This is a genomic window from Pseudomonas sp. TH41 (assembly GCF_016650695.1).
In the GTDB taxonomy this organism is placed as follows: domain Bacteria; phylum Pseudomonadota; class Gammaproteobacteria; order Pseudomonadales; family Pseudomonadaceae; genus Aquipseudomonas.
Genome location: NZ_JAEKFH010000003.1, coordinates 571,095 through 588,189 on the forward strand (window position 1 = coordinate 571,095; position 17,095 = coordinate 588,189).

The following is a 17,095-nucleotide window of genomic DNA, read 5'->3' on the forward strand; positions in this document are numbered from 1 at the left end:
CCTCTGGCAAGCACTTTTTTAAATAATTTTTTCAGGTCTTCCAAAGGCTTAGAGAAGGGTTGGCCTATGGCGCCGCTAAGAGAATAATGCCCCCCTTTGTATAAAGGAGAGACTCGCCCCATGTGGTTCAAAAACCTGCTTATCTATCGCCTGACCCAAGATCTGCCTTTTGATGCCGAGGCGTTGGAAACTGCACTGGCCACCAAACTGGCGCGTCCATGTGCAAGCCAGGAGTTGACCACCTACGGTTTCGTCGCGCCGTTTGGCAAAGGCGAAGATGCACCGCTGGCGCACGTCAGCGGCGATTTCCTGCTGATCTCCGCCCGCAAAGAAGAACGCATCTTGCCGGGCAGCGTCGTGCGTGACGCGGTGAAGGAAAAGGTCGAAGAGATCGAAGCCGAACAAATGCGCAAGGTCTATAAAAAGGAGCGCGACCAGATCAAGGATGAAATCATCCAGGCCTTCCTGCCTCGCGCCTTTATCCGTCGTTCGTCGACCTTCGCCGCCATCGCGCCGAAACAGGGCCTGATCCTGGTCAATTCGGCCAGTCCGAAACGCGCCGAAGACCTGTTGTCCACCCTGCGTGAAGTGATCGGCACACTGCCGGTACGACCGCTGACCGTGAAAATGTCCCCGACCGCGACCATGACTGAATGGGTCACCACCCAAAAAGCCGCGGACGACTTCTTTGTGCTGGACGAGTGCGAGCTGCGTGATACCCACGAAGATGGCGGCATCGTGCGCTGCAAGCGTCAGGACCTGACCAGCGAAGAAATCCAGTTGCACCTGAGCACTGGCAAAGTGGTCACTCAACTGTCGCTGGCTTGGCAAGACAAACTGTCTTTTGTCCTCGACGACAAGATGGTGGTCAAGCGCCTGAAGTTCGAAGATCTGCTGCAAGACCAGGCGGAACAGGACGGCGGCGAAGAAGCACTCGGTCAACTGGATGCCAGCTTCACCCTGATGATGCTGACCTTCGGCGACTTCCTGCCGGCGCTGATTGAAGCGTTGGGCGGCGAAGAGACTCCGCAGGGGATCTAAAGGATTGTGATCTCTACTGTAGGAGCGAGCTTGCTCGCGATGGAGTGTCAGGCAAATTGGTGTCGACTGACACTCCATCGCGAGCAAGCTCGCTCCTACAGGGGTTTGTGGCGCTACTAAATAATAAGGATCAGGCCATGCGTGCACTGGCTGCATTAAGTCGCTTTGTCGGTAACACCTTCGCTTACTGGGTGCTGATTTTCGCCGTCGTGGCGTTTCTGCTACCGACGTGGTTCATCGGCCTGAAAGGCGCAATCGTGCCGCTGCTAGGGCTGGTGATGTTCGGCATGGGCCTGACCCTCAAGCTCGATGACTTCGCCGAAGTTGCTCGCCATCCTTGGCGCGTGGCCTTGGGCGTGGTCGCGCATTTCGTGATCATGCCCGGTGTGGCGTGGTTGCTCTGCCAGGCTTTTCACCTGCCGCCAGAGATCGCCGTCGGCGTCATCCTGGTCGGCTGCTGCCCAAGTGGCACGTCGTCGAATGTAATGACCTGGCTGGCACGCGGAGATCTCGCCCTGTCAGTGGCCATTGCCGCCGTCACCACCCTCCTCGCTCCGTTGTTGACGCCGGCGCTGATCTGGTTGCTGGCCTCGGCCTGGTTGCCGGTCTCCTTCATGGAGCTGTTCTGGTCGATCCTGCAAGTGGTGCTGCTGCCAATCGTGCTCGGCGTGGTTGCCCAGCGGTTGCTCGGCGATCGGGTTCGCCTCGCGGTGGACGTTTTGCCACTGGTGTCGGTGGTCAGCATCGTAATTATTGTCACCGCCGTAGTTGCCGCCAGCCAGGCAAAAATCGCCGAGTCCGGTCTGTTGATCATGGCCGTGGTGATGCTGCACAACAGCTTTGGCTACCTGCTGGGTTATTTCACAGGGCGCCTGTTCAAATTGCCACTGGCCCAACGCAAATCCCTGGCCCTGGAAGTCGGCATGCAAAACTCCGGATTGGGCGCCGCGCTGGCCAGTGCGCATTTCTCACCACTGGCGGCAGTGCCGAGTGCGCTGTTCAGTGTTTGGCACAACATTTCCGGGGCGCTGCTCTCGACGTATTTCCGGCGGATGAGCGAGAAAGAAGATCGGGAACTGGCGGCTAGACAGGCCACCGATTGATCCGAAAACTTGATCCCCGGATTAATGATGGGCACTCTATTGCGCATCGCGAGGACGACCTCGCGGCTCAATCGAGTGATTAATCTGGGGACGACCCCGTCAATGGATGGAGGTCTCTCATGTCCTGGATCATTCTGTTTTTCGCCGGCCTGTTCGAAGTTGGCTGGGCCGTCGGCCTGAAATACACCGACGGTTTCAGCCGCCCCCTCCCTACGGCATTGACCGTTGCCGCCATGGCCGTCAGCCTTGGCCTGCTTGGCCTTGCCATGAAGGAACTGCCGCTGGGCACGGCCTATGCGATCTGGACGGGCGTGGGCGCAGTCGGAACGGTGATCGCCGGGATCATTCTGTTTGGTGAGTCCATGGCGCTGTTCAGGCTGGCCAGTGTGGCGCTGATCATTGCCGGGCTGGTTGGATTGAAGATCAGCGCTTAACTTAAATGCTTACGGCTGCAAAAAAGCCCGCGTCCCTTTCAATACAGATCGGAACGCGGGCTTTTTACATGGGCACGCCATTATCCGGATTAAAGGATCAGCTTTCGGCCATAGCCAGGCGCTCACGCGCCACCGGGGTCTTCTCCGAATGTTCAAGCTGCATGCAGCGTTCCAGGAACAGGTACATGTAGTCGTAGCTTTTGCAGATGGCCTGGCGTAATTCCACTTGCAGGGATTGACTCGGGTTCAAGCCCGCCAGCGTGCAGATGATTTCCAGTGCTTCCCACGGATGGGCATCGTCGTACTGGGCGTGCATCTTCAACCACTTCATGGCGCGTTTGCGATCTTCCTCCGGAAATGCCGCTGCGTAGACGCCACTGGAACAGACCAGCGCCGACCACTCCCCCGTCGCACCCTCAATGGCGTAATTGGTGGCGGCAATGGCCACGATCAGCGAATCCGCCGAACTGGTGTGCCAGCACCAATGGCTCAGCGCGTGAAGCTCAGGGGCAACCTGTTGCGCTTGCAAGTCTTCCAGGCTGACACCATGAGCACGACTCCAGTGCACCCAGTAATCGGCGTGGTTCAATTCGACGCGAATGTTACGCATCAGCCAGCGACGCGCCATGTCTTCGCCTGGATGGCGAGCAAAACGGGTCTTGGTCAGGTTCTGAGCCATGTATAACGCGAACTGCTCGACCACCGGCCAGCCACCAATAAGGTACTGACGCATGGTCTTGGCGCTGAGTTTGTTATCTCGCATGCGCTGATACAGATCGTGTCCGACAACCCGGCGCTTACTCTCGCTGCAATCCTGGATCAATTTCTGTGCCCAGGCGGGATAACTTGCAGCTTCCATGAGTGGTCCGGTTCGGCTGAATGTGTCGATCACTGTCGAGCTCCTTTTGATTGTGATTGTTAGGATCAGCAAGAGATTTCAACGGAACGTGCCTGGCGCCTTGAATAACAACGGCCGAGGCCTGGCAGGACGACTTTGTAAACTGTCGCAGGTAAACAGATGCGGGCGTTCAATGACATACCCTTGAGCGTAATCCACGCCGATCTCCAGCAATGCCTGCTCAATCTGCGGTGTTTCAACAAACTCTGCAATCGTACGCTTACCCATGACATGACCGATGTGGTTGATCACTTCGACCATGGCGCGGTTAATCGGGTCGTCCAGCATGTCCTTTACGAAACTCCCGTCAATCTTCAGGAAGTCTACAGGCAAATGTTTCAGGTAGGCGAATGAGGACATACCGGCACAAAAGTCGTCTAGCGAAAAGTGGCAACCTAAGCCTTTGAGCTCATTGATAAATCTGATTGCGCTTCCGAGATTGGAAATTGCGCTGGTTTCAGTGATTTCAAAACAAATCATTTCAGGCGGAATGGCGTAAGCAACGAACTGTTCACGCAAGAAGGTCAGAAACGCCTCATCGCCGATGGTAGTGCCTGACAGATTGATCGCACACATGGCCAACGGCCCTTTGCGCTTCTCGGTGATGCATTGGGCGATGATCTTGAATACGTTCTGCACGACCCAACGATCAAGGGAAGTCATCAGGCCGTAACGCTCGGCGGCCGGAATAAAACTGTCCGGCAAAATCATGCGCCCGGCTTCATCGTGCAGGCGCAGCAGAATTTCGATATGCCCACCGCCTTGCCCGCTATGACCAAGGGGCGCAATTTCCTGCGAGTACAAGCAGAAACGATCGTCTTCCAACGCCATGTGCAAGCGTTGCACCCAGGCCATTTCGCCGAAGCGCAGTGACAGCTCCGAATCGTCGGCATGATAGACCTGCACGCGGTTGCGGCCCTTTTCCTTAGCCATGTAACACGCCATATCGGCCGCACGCAGCGAGGTTTCGAGGGTCGTCGGGGCCTGATTGATATGAACCAGGCCGATGCTTACGGTCGTCACAAACGGCCGGCCTTTCCAGACGAAATGCAGGTTTTGCACGGTCTGGCGCAAGTTCTCGGCGATCTTTTCCGCCGCTTCCGGTGCACAGTTCTCCAGGAGGATGCCGAACTCGTCACCGCCCAACCGGGCCAGGGTGTCGCCTTCGCGCAGGCCTGACTGCAACAGTGCGCAAATATGCCGCAGCAACTCGTCTCCCGCTGCGTGACCGCAGGTATCGTTGACTAACTTGAACTGGTCAAGATCGAGGAACATCAGGGCATGGCGCCCCGTCTGACGCGCCAGCTGATGCAGGGCCTGTTCCAGGCGATACTCGAACTCGCGGCGGTTGGCGAGGCCGGTCAAGGCGTCGTGAGTCGCCTGCCAGGACAAGTTGGCGATGTATTGCCGCTCCTGGGTCATGTCGTGCAGTACCAGCACGGTGCCGCTGACTTTACCGGCGTTGCGGATCGGCGCACCGACCAGGGTAACTGAAACCGTGCTGCCATCCAGGCGCTGGATCAATTTGGAATGTTCGCTGCCACCACTGAGCTGGCCGCTCAAAATGTGCTCGATCAACGTAAAGCCATCGGCCTGGGCGTTCTCGTCCAGCAAATTGAACAGCGCCGCCAGTGGCAACCCCGTGGCCTGCTCGGCCTTCCAGTGGGTTAACGCCTCGGCGGCCGGGTTCATGTAGGCGATCGCCCCTTCGACATCCGTGGTAATCACCCCGTCGCCAATCGATTGCAGAGTGATCTGGGCCCGGTCTTTCTCCAATTGAAGGGCCTCGGCGAACGCATGGCGCTGCTTGAGCAGCTTGTGGGTACGCATTAAGGCCAGCGCGATCAGGCCAAGCGCGGTCGCGAGGTTCGTCACCAGCAGCAGGCGCAGAATCACCCGCGAGCCCTCGCCCAGCGCATCGCTGAAGGCCTTCGCGGCCGGCGTCACACCGTCATTGATGTCAAATATCTGTTCCTTCCAACGCTTGATGTCGGCATCGGTCGTCTGCGTGGCAGTGATGTGCTGATGCATTTCCTGCGCCACGTCATCGAGCCGCACCAGATACGCGTCACCTACCGTCCACCGATCAATGGCCTTTTCGAGGTAACTGAAGTGACGGAAATTGAGGTACAGCCAGATCAAACTGGAGACGTCATCCGGGTGGTTGCCACCCTTGAGGATCGCCAGTCGTGCCGCCTCGATATTCGGTGGCTGAAGATCCAGCGCCAGTCGCAATTCGTGGCCACCTTGAGGCACGGCAATTGCGTTCTGATATTTGAGGAAAATCATTTTGTCGCGACTGTCGGCGTAGAGATTGAGGTAATAGATAGCGTCTTTCTGGCCCTTGGACCATAAGCTTTCACCCGCGACATAACCGCGAACCGCCGAGAGCACGTACAGGCTAACGCCCCCCAACAGGGCCTGAAATAACACAACGGCGATAAATGGCCAGACGATGCCCAGCAACCGTGGCGTTCCGAGAGTCCGTGTTTGATTCATGAGGTCCCTTGTTATAGCACTGCTAGATCATCATCCAACGTGATCGCTACAGCTAGACTAGGGTGCGTTCTTGATCCCGGCAAGCGAGAAGCCCGCTACGGTGATCAAGTCCATGTAAATAGCAGTTTTTTTCAACTCGCTGCTCGCAACCAGAGCGACAAACTGTTCTTCGGAAAAATACCCCCCGTCATATATCTATATACCGCCCCTCCCTTCTTTCTATCGCTTGTAATCGGACCAGCACTCCATCGCACTGGAGCGATGCGCAGATCAACCGACCATCAAGAGAAGCACGCTTATGCAAACGATCAATTCAAGCGAAAAGGGAGGCCTGTTCCCTCCCACAAACCCCACCGATGCTCAGCTACATACAGGCCAGCTGGAAGATTACGAACTCATGCTGACTGCAATGCGTAAGCCGCCAACCACTGTCGATCTACGCAATTTAATCCGGATAGGGCCTTTTTCACCGCTCCATAGGGTGAGCGAGGAAGGGCTCAACGCGTTATGGAAATTGCTGCGTGATCGAGACTACATGGACATGTGCACAAAACTCCAAATAAAGCATGGTGACCTGAGCGTCACCCTCACGGATGGCAACTATGTCTATCAGGCCTGGAATAATTCGGGGACCAGAGTCACGTTGGCATTGACGGAATTCACAAAATGGGAAGAGCTGAAACCCCAGATCGAACAGGCAGCCACGTTACTGGGAGGCCAGATCAACTCTAACCGTTTCATCAGCCTGGGCAGGATGTCCTGGTTTTACGGACTTGCACCATGGACCCCGCGTCACCCGCAGGAACATCCGGACGCAATACTTGCCCTTCAAGAAAAGATCGCCAGTCATCAATTGAAGCTGGAGGACGATTTCGACATTCTCGAGCTGCGGCGACGCCCCACCGATGAAGATCGTGCGGCCTTTCGAGCCAGCCGACGGCACTCGCCCACCCCCTCACAAGTCGACACGCACAAAGTGCATGCAGAAATCGTCCGTGCGGAAATTATTGCAACCGTGAACGAATTTTTGCCTGAAGAAGGTATGTCACCGCTGACTTACCTCGCCAACGACATTTTTGCCGCGGCAACCGTTGAACAAGTCAGAGCAACGCCGACGGTTTATCTGCAAAAAATCCTGCAAAGCGCTGAAGCCAAAAAACTGGAAATAGCCTTGCTGTCTGCGATGGATTGGTATGGAGGGGAGCTAGGCGAAGAAACCTCGCCCTACATCCGCATCAAACTGATCGCCAACGCACTGCAGCTATGGCTGGCCTCGCAAACCGCTGAAAATCCGGGCGAGATTGCCGGGTACGCCTGGCAGGCCCGCTCAAACTGGGGGAAGAGCTATCAGGCCATTGGGGCCGAATTCGAAACCCATCTGCGGACTTCAAATCGGGCAACATCGGAAAAAGAGGCCATTGTCATTGCGCGTTTGTTTCTGTCGCGTTTTCCACTGGAGTTCCGTGTCAGGGATATTCCGGAACAACTTAGGTACCGAAGCTCCGTGATCTGGGTGAACTTCCTTAACGGCGTAAACATCATCAAAGCAACTGAACCCGAGTTGCTGAACCGGCTGACCTTCCAACAGTTGGTCAACCTGGCGCTCCAGCAGGCCAAGGAGGCGAGCGAAGAGCAAATGACTCACATCGCGCTGGCCAGACTGCTTCCGGCACTGGACTGGGCGGAAACCCTCGGCGTTATTACCTCGAAAAACAAGGACGACATCGATCGCGCGCTATCCGAACTGGATAAGCACACCAGTGAACTCAATAAGGCCATTATCGGAATCAATGAAACAGCGCCCAAACGACTAACCATTGCTCGAACGGAAATGGAGAAGCTCTTTGGAAAAGATGCCTTCATTTCGGATGGCCGAAAACTGGCAAGAAGCGACCCGGGACCGAGCCATTTTCGTGACACTCCCGTTATAGGGGGATATGACTATTACGCCTTCCTGGAGGTTCTGGCTGCCGGCAAATTCGACGATCAGAAAAAATGGCTGGTGACGGAGCGCGACGGCACTACCATTGGCAAACAATGGATTCGGATAGATGAAAAACGAACAATAAAGACTGAAGGGCCTTGGCCCGTACCTGGGCCTAAATGGGGTGGCATGCAGCCAGTCCTGCCGCCGACCGCCAAGCTGCCAGACATAAAAGCCCTCTTCGACAAAGACTTTACGAGCTATCTGACCAGGATCACAACTGCCTATGCAACGCTGATTAAAAGTCTGCTGGTGACGCTTCCAATTGCCGACCGTGAGGCTTTGGGGTGGGGCGAAGTCAGAATCTACAGCTTGCGATTGCAAACCCATCGCATGAAGGCCTCGGATGAAACACATGAAAAGACCTTACCGCTCAGAGCTCGTAACGGATTGATATTGCAGGCAACTCACAATAAGAAAAGCACCTATTACGAGATGTTGCCAAGGGCTGGACTGATACGCTATCTCGAGAAGTTTGATCCAAAACTGATCGGCCCCTATGTCGGCGCTATTGCCACCCATCTCGATGGACAATACGTCGATCGCTTTCAGGACAAGCGTTTGCCCTTTGACTGGGAAGCTCATTTAAAAGGCGGCGTGCCGAAAGACAATGCCCACTGCTATGCAATCATAGATCAGTTGGGCACGCCTTTCGCCGCAGTGCCCAATGCAACTGAATACGCACCCGTGACATTCTCGTCGAGCCGCTTGACGGAAATCAGCGATTACATTGCAACCCAACTATTGTTCGTAGACCCGGTGGCACTTCGTCGTGCCGCCAATGGTCAGACCGTATTCGAACGTGAAGAAGCTTACGGCGAAAAAGCTCTCGATACCGCAAAATTGTTCGTACCGTTCTGGGGCAGTATTGAAGATGTGATGTCAAACGACAAAGACCGTCGTGCCTTGGGTGCATTCGGATTGTTTTTCGACGTGCTTTCATTCGGACTGCCCATTGGCAAATTTGCCGTGGGCTCGCTAAGACTGGTCATTAACGCTGGCCAATTGAGCATGCGCACCGCCCTTCCGTCCTTTACCTTGCTGACAAAGAAATTGGTGACTTCATTATTGAAGGCATTGAACCCGATCGACGGCATCCCCCAACTGCTCAAAGCGTTAGCAACCGGCCTGTGGAAATTAGCCAAGTTCGCCTTTCATCAATTCACGGAGCTGGCCGGAAAACTCCGTTACTACAATTACGTACGCAGCCTGTCTCGGTTGAACAATGCGGGTCGCTGGCTGCCTCAGACAGTCGGCGATCAGTTAGCCCGAGTTAAAGGTATTGACGATGTACTGGTGCGCAACCTGGCAACCTCTGGAAAATCTGACTTTCGCCTGATCGATCCGTTATCGACTAAACCCTACGGGCCGACACTGCCGACCAAGTCCGGCGAACTTTTGCCGGGACGATCCGGCTACCGCCCCCTGGCAAAGACCGACAACCACGTCACTGTCGAGCTCTCTGACAAAACCCTCGTGCGCGAGGTACTTGAAGCGGATGGGCGAACCACGCTGTTTCTCGACGATGTACCGTACCGGCTCGATGGCGACACATTGCGTCGCGCCGACCTGATCGATATCGATGACACTTTCAAAGCGATTCCCTGCCGAGTGCGTCGCGCACCCGGCCCCGTGTGTAAAACAAACTATGTCACTCGCAACCTGGCCCCCACCCCTGACATCGGTCACTACGATGAAACCAAAGGCTGGGCCCCTTGGTTCGGAGATGTCATTTACGCCCCCGCTACTGGCAGAACACCGATGCAAACCGCTTCGCTCGCCACACATTCATCCCTCCATGCGACGCTGGAATTTCAGAAAGGTATATATGGGCGGCTCATGGTCAGCGTACCCGAAGCAGGGCAAGAACTTGTCGATAACATTCGCGTAGGCGCCATCCTCGCCGAATCAATGGATGGATCAAAACACTACGTGTTCACGCGCCTGAATGCGGGAGACTTTTTTGTTGCCGAGCGCGTAAAAGGGCAAAGCGTGTACGACTCGTTGACGCTCAAGAAAGCCAACACACTTCCTGAGGAAATAAGACGCGAGTTAGAGAAGGTATACATCGGTTCCCTGAATGCCAACAACATGGCCAGGATTTATGGTGTCAATCGCGTTGAGCGAGCGCTGAAGGCCATGGATGACATCGCGGTGCCGATCGGTGGCCATGCCAATCCCCCCGAGACCCTGAAACATATCAAGGTGGATACCAGCCCCGCGGAGGCGGTTTTGTTTGATCACTCGACAAGGATGATTGTCAGACATTCCACCGATGGCGCTGCGACCTGGTCGTCTTCCAAGACTGCCCCGGACAGTGTTCGCGAGACGACCGCAGAGATCCTCAATACGTTGTTTCGCAAAACGGTCGTAACCGTGGAGTCATCGGTTCAGGGCGGGCCCAAGTCTTTAAAAATCAATAACGCGATGCAGGAGCTGGAAACACTCATAAGCCGGGCAAGGGGAAGATCGTCAGACAACCTTAGAAACATCGCGTTCGCCGAGATCAGGACGAAGAGTGGGGTGCGTGAAGTGTATGTCAGCGTTTCCGGCAGCCAGAACAACACGGACTTCCTGCCATTGTTCTCCACCAGCAGAAAAACGAACGAGGTGAAGGTCGGCAGTACGAGTTACTTCAATGTTGATCACGGCGCCAACTTTCAGCGTACGTCACTCAGTGTCTCCCACTCCGGCAAGCTACGGGCAATCCCCCACACTATCGACAACATCGAGACCTATACACCTGCGCTCACTTCGCGCCCCACTTCACTGGACACCGAGAGCAAGCTCATCGGCGTGATACGCGGCAAATACCCGGATCCAAAAGAGCTTGATTCCATCACGATCGGTACCACGATGGCGCCTTGCGACTCATGTTCGGTTGTCATGAAGCAGTTTGGTTATGACGGTGACGCTGATGCGTTGAACGTCATCTGGAAGTAGCGGCACATTTTGATCAGTGCTGCTGCAAATGCCCATAAAGCTTGGCGTACAACCCACCATCAGCAATCAACTGCTGATGGTCACCATCTTCGGCAATTTGCCCGCCATCGAACACCAGCACCCGGTCGGCTTGTTTCACCGCTGACAACCGGTGCGCAATAATCAGCGTGGTGCGGTTGCTCAAGAACCGCGCCAGCGCCTGGTGCAGGTTGTATTCGGTGGCGGCATCCAGCGCCGAGGTGGCCTCGTCGAGGATCACGACCTTGGGCTCGGCCAGCACCATCCGCGCAATTGCCAGGCGCTGGCGCTGCCCGCCGGATAACCGCACGCCGGAACGTCCGACGATGCTGTCCAGGCCGTTGGGCAACTCACGAACCGTGTGGTGCAATTGAGCAATCTCCAACGCTTGCCAGCAGGCCTCGTCACTGCGTTCGCGGCCCATGGTCAGGTTGGCGCGGATGGTGTCGTTGAACAGCGCCGGATGTTGCAGGACCACGGCGACATTTTCCCGCACGGTTTCCAGGCCGATCTCTTGCTGGGTCGAACCGCCGAAACGGATGGTTCCGGCCTGCGGCGTGTACAAGCCCAGCAGCAACTGCACCAGCGTGCTTTTGCCCCCACCGCTGGCGCCGACGATCGCGACCTTTTCACCGGGCGCGATCGACAGGTTCATCTGATTCAACACCAGTTCGTCGCCGTACCCGAAACTCAATCCCTGGACTTCGATGCCAACGGTTTCGCGACCATTGAACGGGTCGATACCGCACGGGTATTCCGGCTCATCGGCCCGAGCCAGCAACTCGTTGATCCGCGATAATGCACCGCCGGCAGCGTAATAGGCGTATTGCAGATTCAGCAGCTGCTCGACCGGACCGATCATGAACCACAGGTAGCTGAACACTGCCAGCATCTGGCCGATGGACAGGTCGGAAAACAACACGGTGAGCATGGCCGCAGCGCGGAAAATATCGATACCAAACTGAAACAACAAGCCGCTGGCACGGTTCGAGGCATCGGTTTTCCACTGCGAGTTCACTGCGTAATCGCGGACTTCACGAGCTCGTTGGCCCAGGCGCCCGAGGAAAAAGCCCTGACGGTTGCCTGCGCGCACTTCCTGGATCGAGTCGAGGGTTTCGGTCAACGCCTGGGTAAAACGCGAGGTGCTGTCGTTCTCAAGTTTCTTCAGGTGTTTGACCCGTTTGCCCAACTGCACCGTGGCGTAGATCACCAGTGGATTGAACAACAAAATCAACAGCGCCAGTTTCCAATGCATCCACATCAGAATGCCGGCGGTACCGACCAGTGTCAGCATGGCGACAAGGAAACGGCTCAGGGTTTCGCCAACGAATTTATCCAGCGTATCCAGGTCAGTCACCAGGTGTGTGGTGACCGTGCCGCTGCCCAGGCTTTCATATTCACCCAACGAGATGCGCTTGAGCCGCTCGATCAGGCGCACGCGAATGCGGTAGACGATGTCCTTGGCCAATGCCGCAAACAATCGCGCCTGCACGACGTTGAACAGCAATGCAGCGCAACGCAGGGTCAAGGTCACCAGCAGCATCAGGCCAATGTAGCCTGCTGCTTTCTGCCAACCTTCGGGCAGCGCGTGGTTCATGATCTTCAGCGCGGCGTCACCGTGTCCCAATAGCACTTCGTCCACCAGCAACGGTAGAAGCAAGGGAATGGGGACGCTGCACAGGGTCGCCAGCACGGCCACGCCGTTGGCGATCCAAAGGGATTTCTTGTGATGAAGTGCCAGCCGACGGATTTCCGCCCAGCTCAGTCGGTCTACACGCTTGGGAGCTGGCGTGTCATCGGGCAGGTCATGCACAGGCAGCGCGCTCCAGCCAACGGCCGAGCAGCGGTGACAGTACGCTAAGAGGCTGATAGCCATTGGTCAACAATGCCAATTGACCATCACGTTCAGCCAACAAGGTCGGAAAACCGGCAATGCCCAGGTCTTGCACCCACGTGAAATCGGCGGCCGTCGCGGCGTGCTGATCCGCACGGTCGAACGCAGCGGCGAATTCGATGCGTGGCAACCCGGCCTGCTCCGCCAGTTCCACCAGCACACTGGCGTGCGTGACATCGCGTCCTTCGGCGTAAAACGCGTGCTGAATCAGCCCGAGCAGTTTCCACGCGCAATCGGGTGCCAGGCTGCGCGCAGTCACCAGCGCCCGACAGGCGGGCTCGGTGTCGTAGACAAAACCCTCGGGCAATGCGCCTTCCAGCTTGAACGGCTGGCCGGTAGCCTCGGTGACCGCCTGCCAATGCTCAAGGATATAGCGTCGGGTGGTCGGCTCCATCGCCGCACCACTGCCGGTGCGCAAACCGCCTACGACCAGATGCACGTCCACACCCGCCGCTTGCGCCTGCTCGACCAGCGCGTTGGCCACCGGCGCAAAGCCCCAGCACCAGGAACACATCGGATCCATCACATAGAGCAAGCGGCGTGCAGACATGATTCAAGCCTCGGAAGGTGCTTTCTTATAGTTGTAGCCGATTGGGTGCGGCATGTTGCGCGCCTTGGCCAGTTCGATCTGCTTTTGTCGGTCGATGGCGCTGCGTCGGGTTTTCTCGCTCAGCTTATCCCAGCAATGCGGGCAACTGATGCCCGCCACGTAGTGCTCGGATGTGCGGTCGGAGACGCTAACCGGTGTACGACAGGCATGACATTGATCGTAGTCGCCTTCGCTCAGATCGTGGCGAACGGTGACCCGGTTATCGAACACGAAGCAGTCGCCCTGCCATTTGGTTTCTTCCAGCGGCACCTCTTCGAGGTACTTCAGAATACCGCCCTTGAGGTGGTAGACCTCGTCAAAACCCTGGCTGAGCATGTAGCTCGAGGCCTTTTCACAGCGAATGCCGCCGGTGCAGAACATCGCGACTTTCTTGTGCACAGCCGGGTCGAAGTGTTCTTTGATGTAGTCGGGGAATTCGCGAAAACTGGTGGTCTTCGGGTCAACGGCGCCTTCAAAGGTACCAATCGAGACCTCGTAGTCGTTGCGGGTGTCGATCAGCAACACTTCCGGATCGCTGATCAGCGCGTTCCAGTTCTGCGGGTCAACGTAAGTGCCGACCTTTTTGTTCGGGTCCACGCCGTCGACGCCGAGGGTGACGATTTCTTTCTTGAGTTTGACTTTGGTGCGATAGAACGGCTGATCGTCGCAGTACGATTCTTTGTGGTCGATGTCGTCCATGCGCGGATCGTTCTTGAGCCAGGCCATCAACCCGTCGATGCCTTCGCGGCTACCGGACACCGTGCCGTTGATGCCTTCTTCGGCGATCAGCAGCGTGCCTTTGATGCCGTTGTCGACCATTGCCTGCAGCAGTGGCTCGCGCAGGTCGACGTAATCTTCCAGAGTGACGAACTTATAAAGTGCCGCCACGACAATCTGTTGTGTCATGGGTGAATCTCCAGGTGGCTACCCTCGTAAGGGGTGAACCGGATGCGAAAAAAAACGCGCCGGGTAAGCGGCGCGTTGCGGATTCTAGCAAAAACGGTGTGGTTTTAGGACTGCGATCTACAGGCTTGGCACAAACCATTGTGGTGAGGGGATTTATCCCCGTTGGGCTGCGAAGCGGCCCTGAAAATATCAGCCTCACCGAGGTTTGTCAGGCAAACCGAGCTGCCCGGTTTTACGACCGCTTCGCAGCCGAACGGGGATAAATCCCCTCGCCACAAAAGCCCTCATCACAACAGCCCTTCAGCCCTTCACATTAATGCTTGCTGCCGCCAGCACAGGTCGGCGAGGCCGGAGCCGCGTCGATCTGTGCCCATTCCTCTGGCGTGTAGGTATGCAGCGCCAACGCATGGAACTCGCCCATCAGCTCGCCGAGCGTGCCGTAGACTTTTTGGTGACGCTTGACGCGATTGAGCCCCTCGAACTGCTGGCTGACCACCACAGCCTTGAAGTGGGTTTGCAACCCACGGCTGTGCATGTGGCTTTCATCCAGCACTTGCAGATGCTCAGGCTGCAACAGGCCCAACGTCGATTCGATGCGTTGCTGCATGGTCATACCGAACTCCGCTTAAGGCTTTTTCTTGGCTGGAGCGGCGGCGCCTTTAGGCACCAGCTCGTTGGTCATGTCATCCAGCAACTTGTTGACCACAGGCACCGCGCTTTCCAGCTTGGCTTGGGTCATCTGGGCCGATTGCTGAGTCAGCTGCGGCATTTTTTCCAGGACTTTCTTGCCCAGTGGCGACTGGTAGAACGCAACCAGGTCTTTCAGCTCGGACTCGCTGAAGTTGGTGGTGTAGAGCTTGACCATGTCCGGCTTCAGTTTGTCCCAGCCAATGGCCGCGTTCAGCGCAGCGTTGGCTTTGGCCTGATACGTTTCCAACAAGGCTTTTTTCGATTCAGGCGCTTTGGTCTGTTCAAAGCGTTGAGCGAACATTTGCTGCACTTGCATGTACACCGGAGTGCCCAATTTGTCAGCGTGCGCCAGGGTCAGGAAAGCTTCGGCACTGGCGTTGTGGCTGGCGGTATCGGCAAAAACAGGGCCGCTGGCGCAAACCAGTGCAACCGCGGTACAGATGGCACGAAGACGAGTCATCGAGTTTCCTTTTCTAGCAGGCGAGGTAAAACCCCAAGGGCGTCCATTCTGCGCCTAAAAAAGTGTGTCGCTCAACCCCAAGCCTTGTCGGGCCTGATTTAGAGGGGTTGAACGGTCAAATTCGATACAGATGGAACCACGGCCGGCGATCACGGCCTAAACTGCGCTATCAGACCTACAGGAGTGTGCATGATGAGCCGTATCGAAACCGACAGCCTTGGCCAGGTGGATGTCCCGGATGAAGCCTACTGGGGCGCTCAGACGCAACGCTCGCTGATTAACTTCGCCATCGGCAACGAGCGCATGCCGCTGGCGGTGCTGCACGCGCTGGCGCTGATCAAGAAAGCCGCGGCACGGGTCAACAACCGCAATGGCGATCTGCCCGCCGACATCGCCCGACTGATTGAACAGGCGGCCGACGAAGTGCTCGACGGCAACCACGACGACCAGTTTCCGCTGGTGGTCTGGCAGACCGGCAGCGGCACCCAGAGCAACATGAACGTCAACGAAGTGATCGCCGGGCGTGCCAACGAACTGGCCGGAAACCCACGCGGCGGCAAGGCGCCGGTTCACCCGAACGATCATGTCAACCGCTCCCAGAGTTCCAACGACTGCTTCCCCACCGCCATGCACATCGCCACTGTTCAGGCCGTGCAGCAGCATTTGCTGCCGGCCATCGGCGAACTGTCCGGCGGGTTGGCCGAGCTCTCGACGCGGCACATGAAACTGGTCAAGACCGGCCGGACCCATATGATGGACGCGACGCCGATTACGTTCGGCCAGGAACTCTCGGCGTTCATCGCACAACTGGATTACGCCGAACGGGCGATCCGCAGCGCCCTGCCGGCCGTCTGTGAACTGGCCCAGGGCGGCACTGCTGTCGGCACCGGACTGAATTCGCCCCACGGTTTTGGCGAAGCCATCGCCGCCGAACTGGCCGCGCTCTCAGGCCTGCCGTTCATCACTGCGCCGAACAAATTTGCCGCCCTCGCCGGCCATGAGCCGTTGACCACGTTGTCCGGCGCGCTGAAAACCCTCGCCGTGACCCTGATGAAAATCGCCAACGACTTGCGCTTGCTGGGTTCCGGCCCGCGAGCCGGTTTGGCCGAAGTGAAACTGCCAGCCAACGAACCGGGCAGCTCGATCATGCCCGGCAAGGTCAATCCAACCCAGTGCGAAGCCTTGTCGATGCTGGCGTGCCAAGTGTTGGGCAATGACGTCGCCATCGGCTTTGCGGCGAGTCAGGGGCACTTGCAACTGAACGTGTTCAAACCGGTGATCATCCACAACCTGCTGCAATCGATCCGCCTGCTGGGCGATGGCTGCAGCAACTTCCAGCAGCATTGCATCGCCGGCCTGGAACCGGATGCGGCAAACATGGCGGAACATCTGGAGCGTGGATTGATGTTGGTGACCGCGTTGAATCCGCATATCGGCTATGACAAGTCGGCGGAGATTGCCAAGAAGGCCTACGCCGAAGGGCTGACCTTGCGTGAAGCCGCATTGCGGCTGGGGTATCTGACGGATGCCGAGTTTGATGCGTGGGTGCGGCCGGAGAATATGTTGGAGGCAGGGGCCAAGGGCTGATATTGAGGTAAACCCAAAAGATCGCAGCCTTCGGCAGCTCCTACAGGTA

12 protein-coding genes are annotated in these 17,095 nt (G+C 56.9%); 5 read left to right on the forward strand and 7 right to left on the reverse strand.

Annotation, left to right across the window (positions count from 1 at the left end; translation table 11 throughout):
- The first annotated feature begins 120 nt into the window (after positions 1 to 120).
- From rdgC to sugE, 3 genes are all read left to right on the forward strand, one after another.
- The gene (rdgC, locus tag JFU37_RS05300) at positions 121 to 1,041 is read left to right on the forward strand and encodes a recombination-associated protein RdgC (protein WP_201113654.1); all 921 of its coding nucleotides are present in this window, start codon (positions 121 to 123) and stop codon (positions 1,039 to 1,041) included.
- A gap of 137 nt (positions 1,042 to 1,178) precedes the next feature.
- Complete coding sequence (locus JFU37_RS05305; protein ID WP_201113656.1) at positions 1,179 to 2,144, forward strand: bile acid:sodium symporter family protein; 966 nt, start codon at positions 1,179 to 1,181, stop codon at positions 2,142 to 2,144.
- Between the two features lie 119 nt (positions 2,145 to 2,263).
- On the forward strand, positions 2,264 to 2,578 hold the full coding sequence (sugE, locus tag JFU37_RS05310) for a quaternary ammonium compound efflux SMR transporter SugE (protein WP_201113658.1): 315 nt from the start codon (positions 2,264 to 2,266) through the stop codon (positions 2,576 to 2,578).
- Between the two features lie 97 nt (positions 2,579 to 2,675).
- Here the strand turns inward: sugE and JFU37_RS05315 are convergent, their stop codons facing one another.
- Both JFU37_RS05315 and JFU37_RS05320 read right to left on the reverse strand, forming a co-directional pair.
- Positions 2,676 to 3,437: a TenA family transcriptional regulator gene (locus tag JFU37_RS05315; RefSeq protein ID WP_207201370.1), complete on the reverse strand. Its 762-nt coding sequence runs from the start codon at positions 3,435 to 3,437 to the stop codon at positions 2,676 to 2,678.
- Between the two features lie 78 nt (positions 3,438 to 3,515).
- Complete coding sequence (locus JFU37_RS05320) at positions 3,516 to 5,975, reverse strand: EAL domain-containing protein (RefSeq protein ID WP_201113662.1); 2,460 nt, start codon at positions 5,973 to 5,975, stop codon at positions 3,516 to 3,518.
- A 298-nt stretch (positions 5,976 to 6,273) separates the two neighbouring features.
- Here JFU37_RS05320 and JFU37_RS05325 point away from each other — a divergent pair, with 298 nt between their 5' ends.
- On the forward strand, positions 6,274 to 10,902 hold the full coding sequence (locus tag JFU37_RS05325) for a deaminase domain-containing protein (protein WP_201113664.1): 4,629 nt from the start codon (positions 6,274 to 6,276) through the stop codon (positions 10,900 to 10,902).
- Between the two features lie 13 nt (positions 10,903 to 10,915).
- Here the strand turns inward: JFU37_RS05325 and JFU37_RS05330 are convergent, their stop codons facing one another.
- From JFU37_RS05330 to JFU37_RS05350, 5 genes are all read right to left on the reverse strand, one after another.
- Positions 10,916 to 12,733 carry an ATP-binding cassette domain-containing protein gene (locus JFU37_RS05330; protein WP_201113666.1) on the reverse strand — a complete coding sequence of 606 codons (1,818 nt, stop codon included), beginning with the start codon at positions 12,731 to 12,733 and terminating at the stop codon, positions 10,916 to 10,918.
- Complete coding sequence (locus JFU37_RS05335) at positions 12,726 to 13,364, reverse strand: DsbA family protein (RefSeq protein ID WP_201113683.1); 639 nt, start codon at positions 13,362 to 13,364, stop codon at positions 12,726 to 12,728. The genes JFU37_RS05330 and JFU37_RS05335 overlap by 8 nt, the downstream gene beginning before the upstream one ends.
- A 3-nt stretch (positions 13,365 to 13,367) precedes the next feature.
- Positions 13,368 to 14,309: an oxygen-dependent tRNA uridine(34) hydroxylase TrhO gene (gene trhO / locus JFU37_RS05340; RefSeq protein WP_201113685.1), complete on the reverse strand. Its 942-nt coding sequence runs from the start codon at positions 14,307 to 14,309 to the stop codon at positions 13,368 to 13,370.
- Positions 14,310 to 14,622: 313 nt separating this feature from the next.
- Positions 14,623 to 14,922, reverse strand: a complete 300-nt coding sequence (locus JFU37_RS05345; RefSeq protein WP_052964137.1) for a BolA family protein — start codon at positions 14,920 to 14,922, stop codon at positions 14,623 to 14,625.
- Positions 14,923 to 14,934: 12 nt separating this feature from the next.
- Positions 14,935 to 15,459, reverse strand: coding sequence for a DUF2059 domain-containing protein (locus tag JFU37_RS05350; protein WP_201113687.1), 525 nt, complete (start codon positions 15,457 to 15,459; stop codon positions 14,935 to 14,937).
- A gap of 192 nt (positions 15,460 to 15,651) precedes the next feature.
- Here JFU37_RS05350 and JFU37_RS05355 point away from each other — a divergent pair, with 192 nt between their 5' ends.
- Complete coding sequence (locus JFU37_RS05355) at positions 15,652 to 17,046, forward strand: class II fumarate hydratase (protein WP_201113695.1); 1,395 nt, start codon at positions 15,652 to 15,654, stop codon at positions 17,044 to 17,046.
- Positions 17,047 to 17,095: the final 49 nt, after the last annotated feature.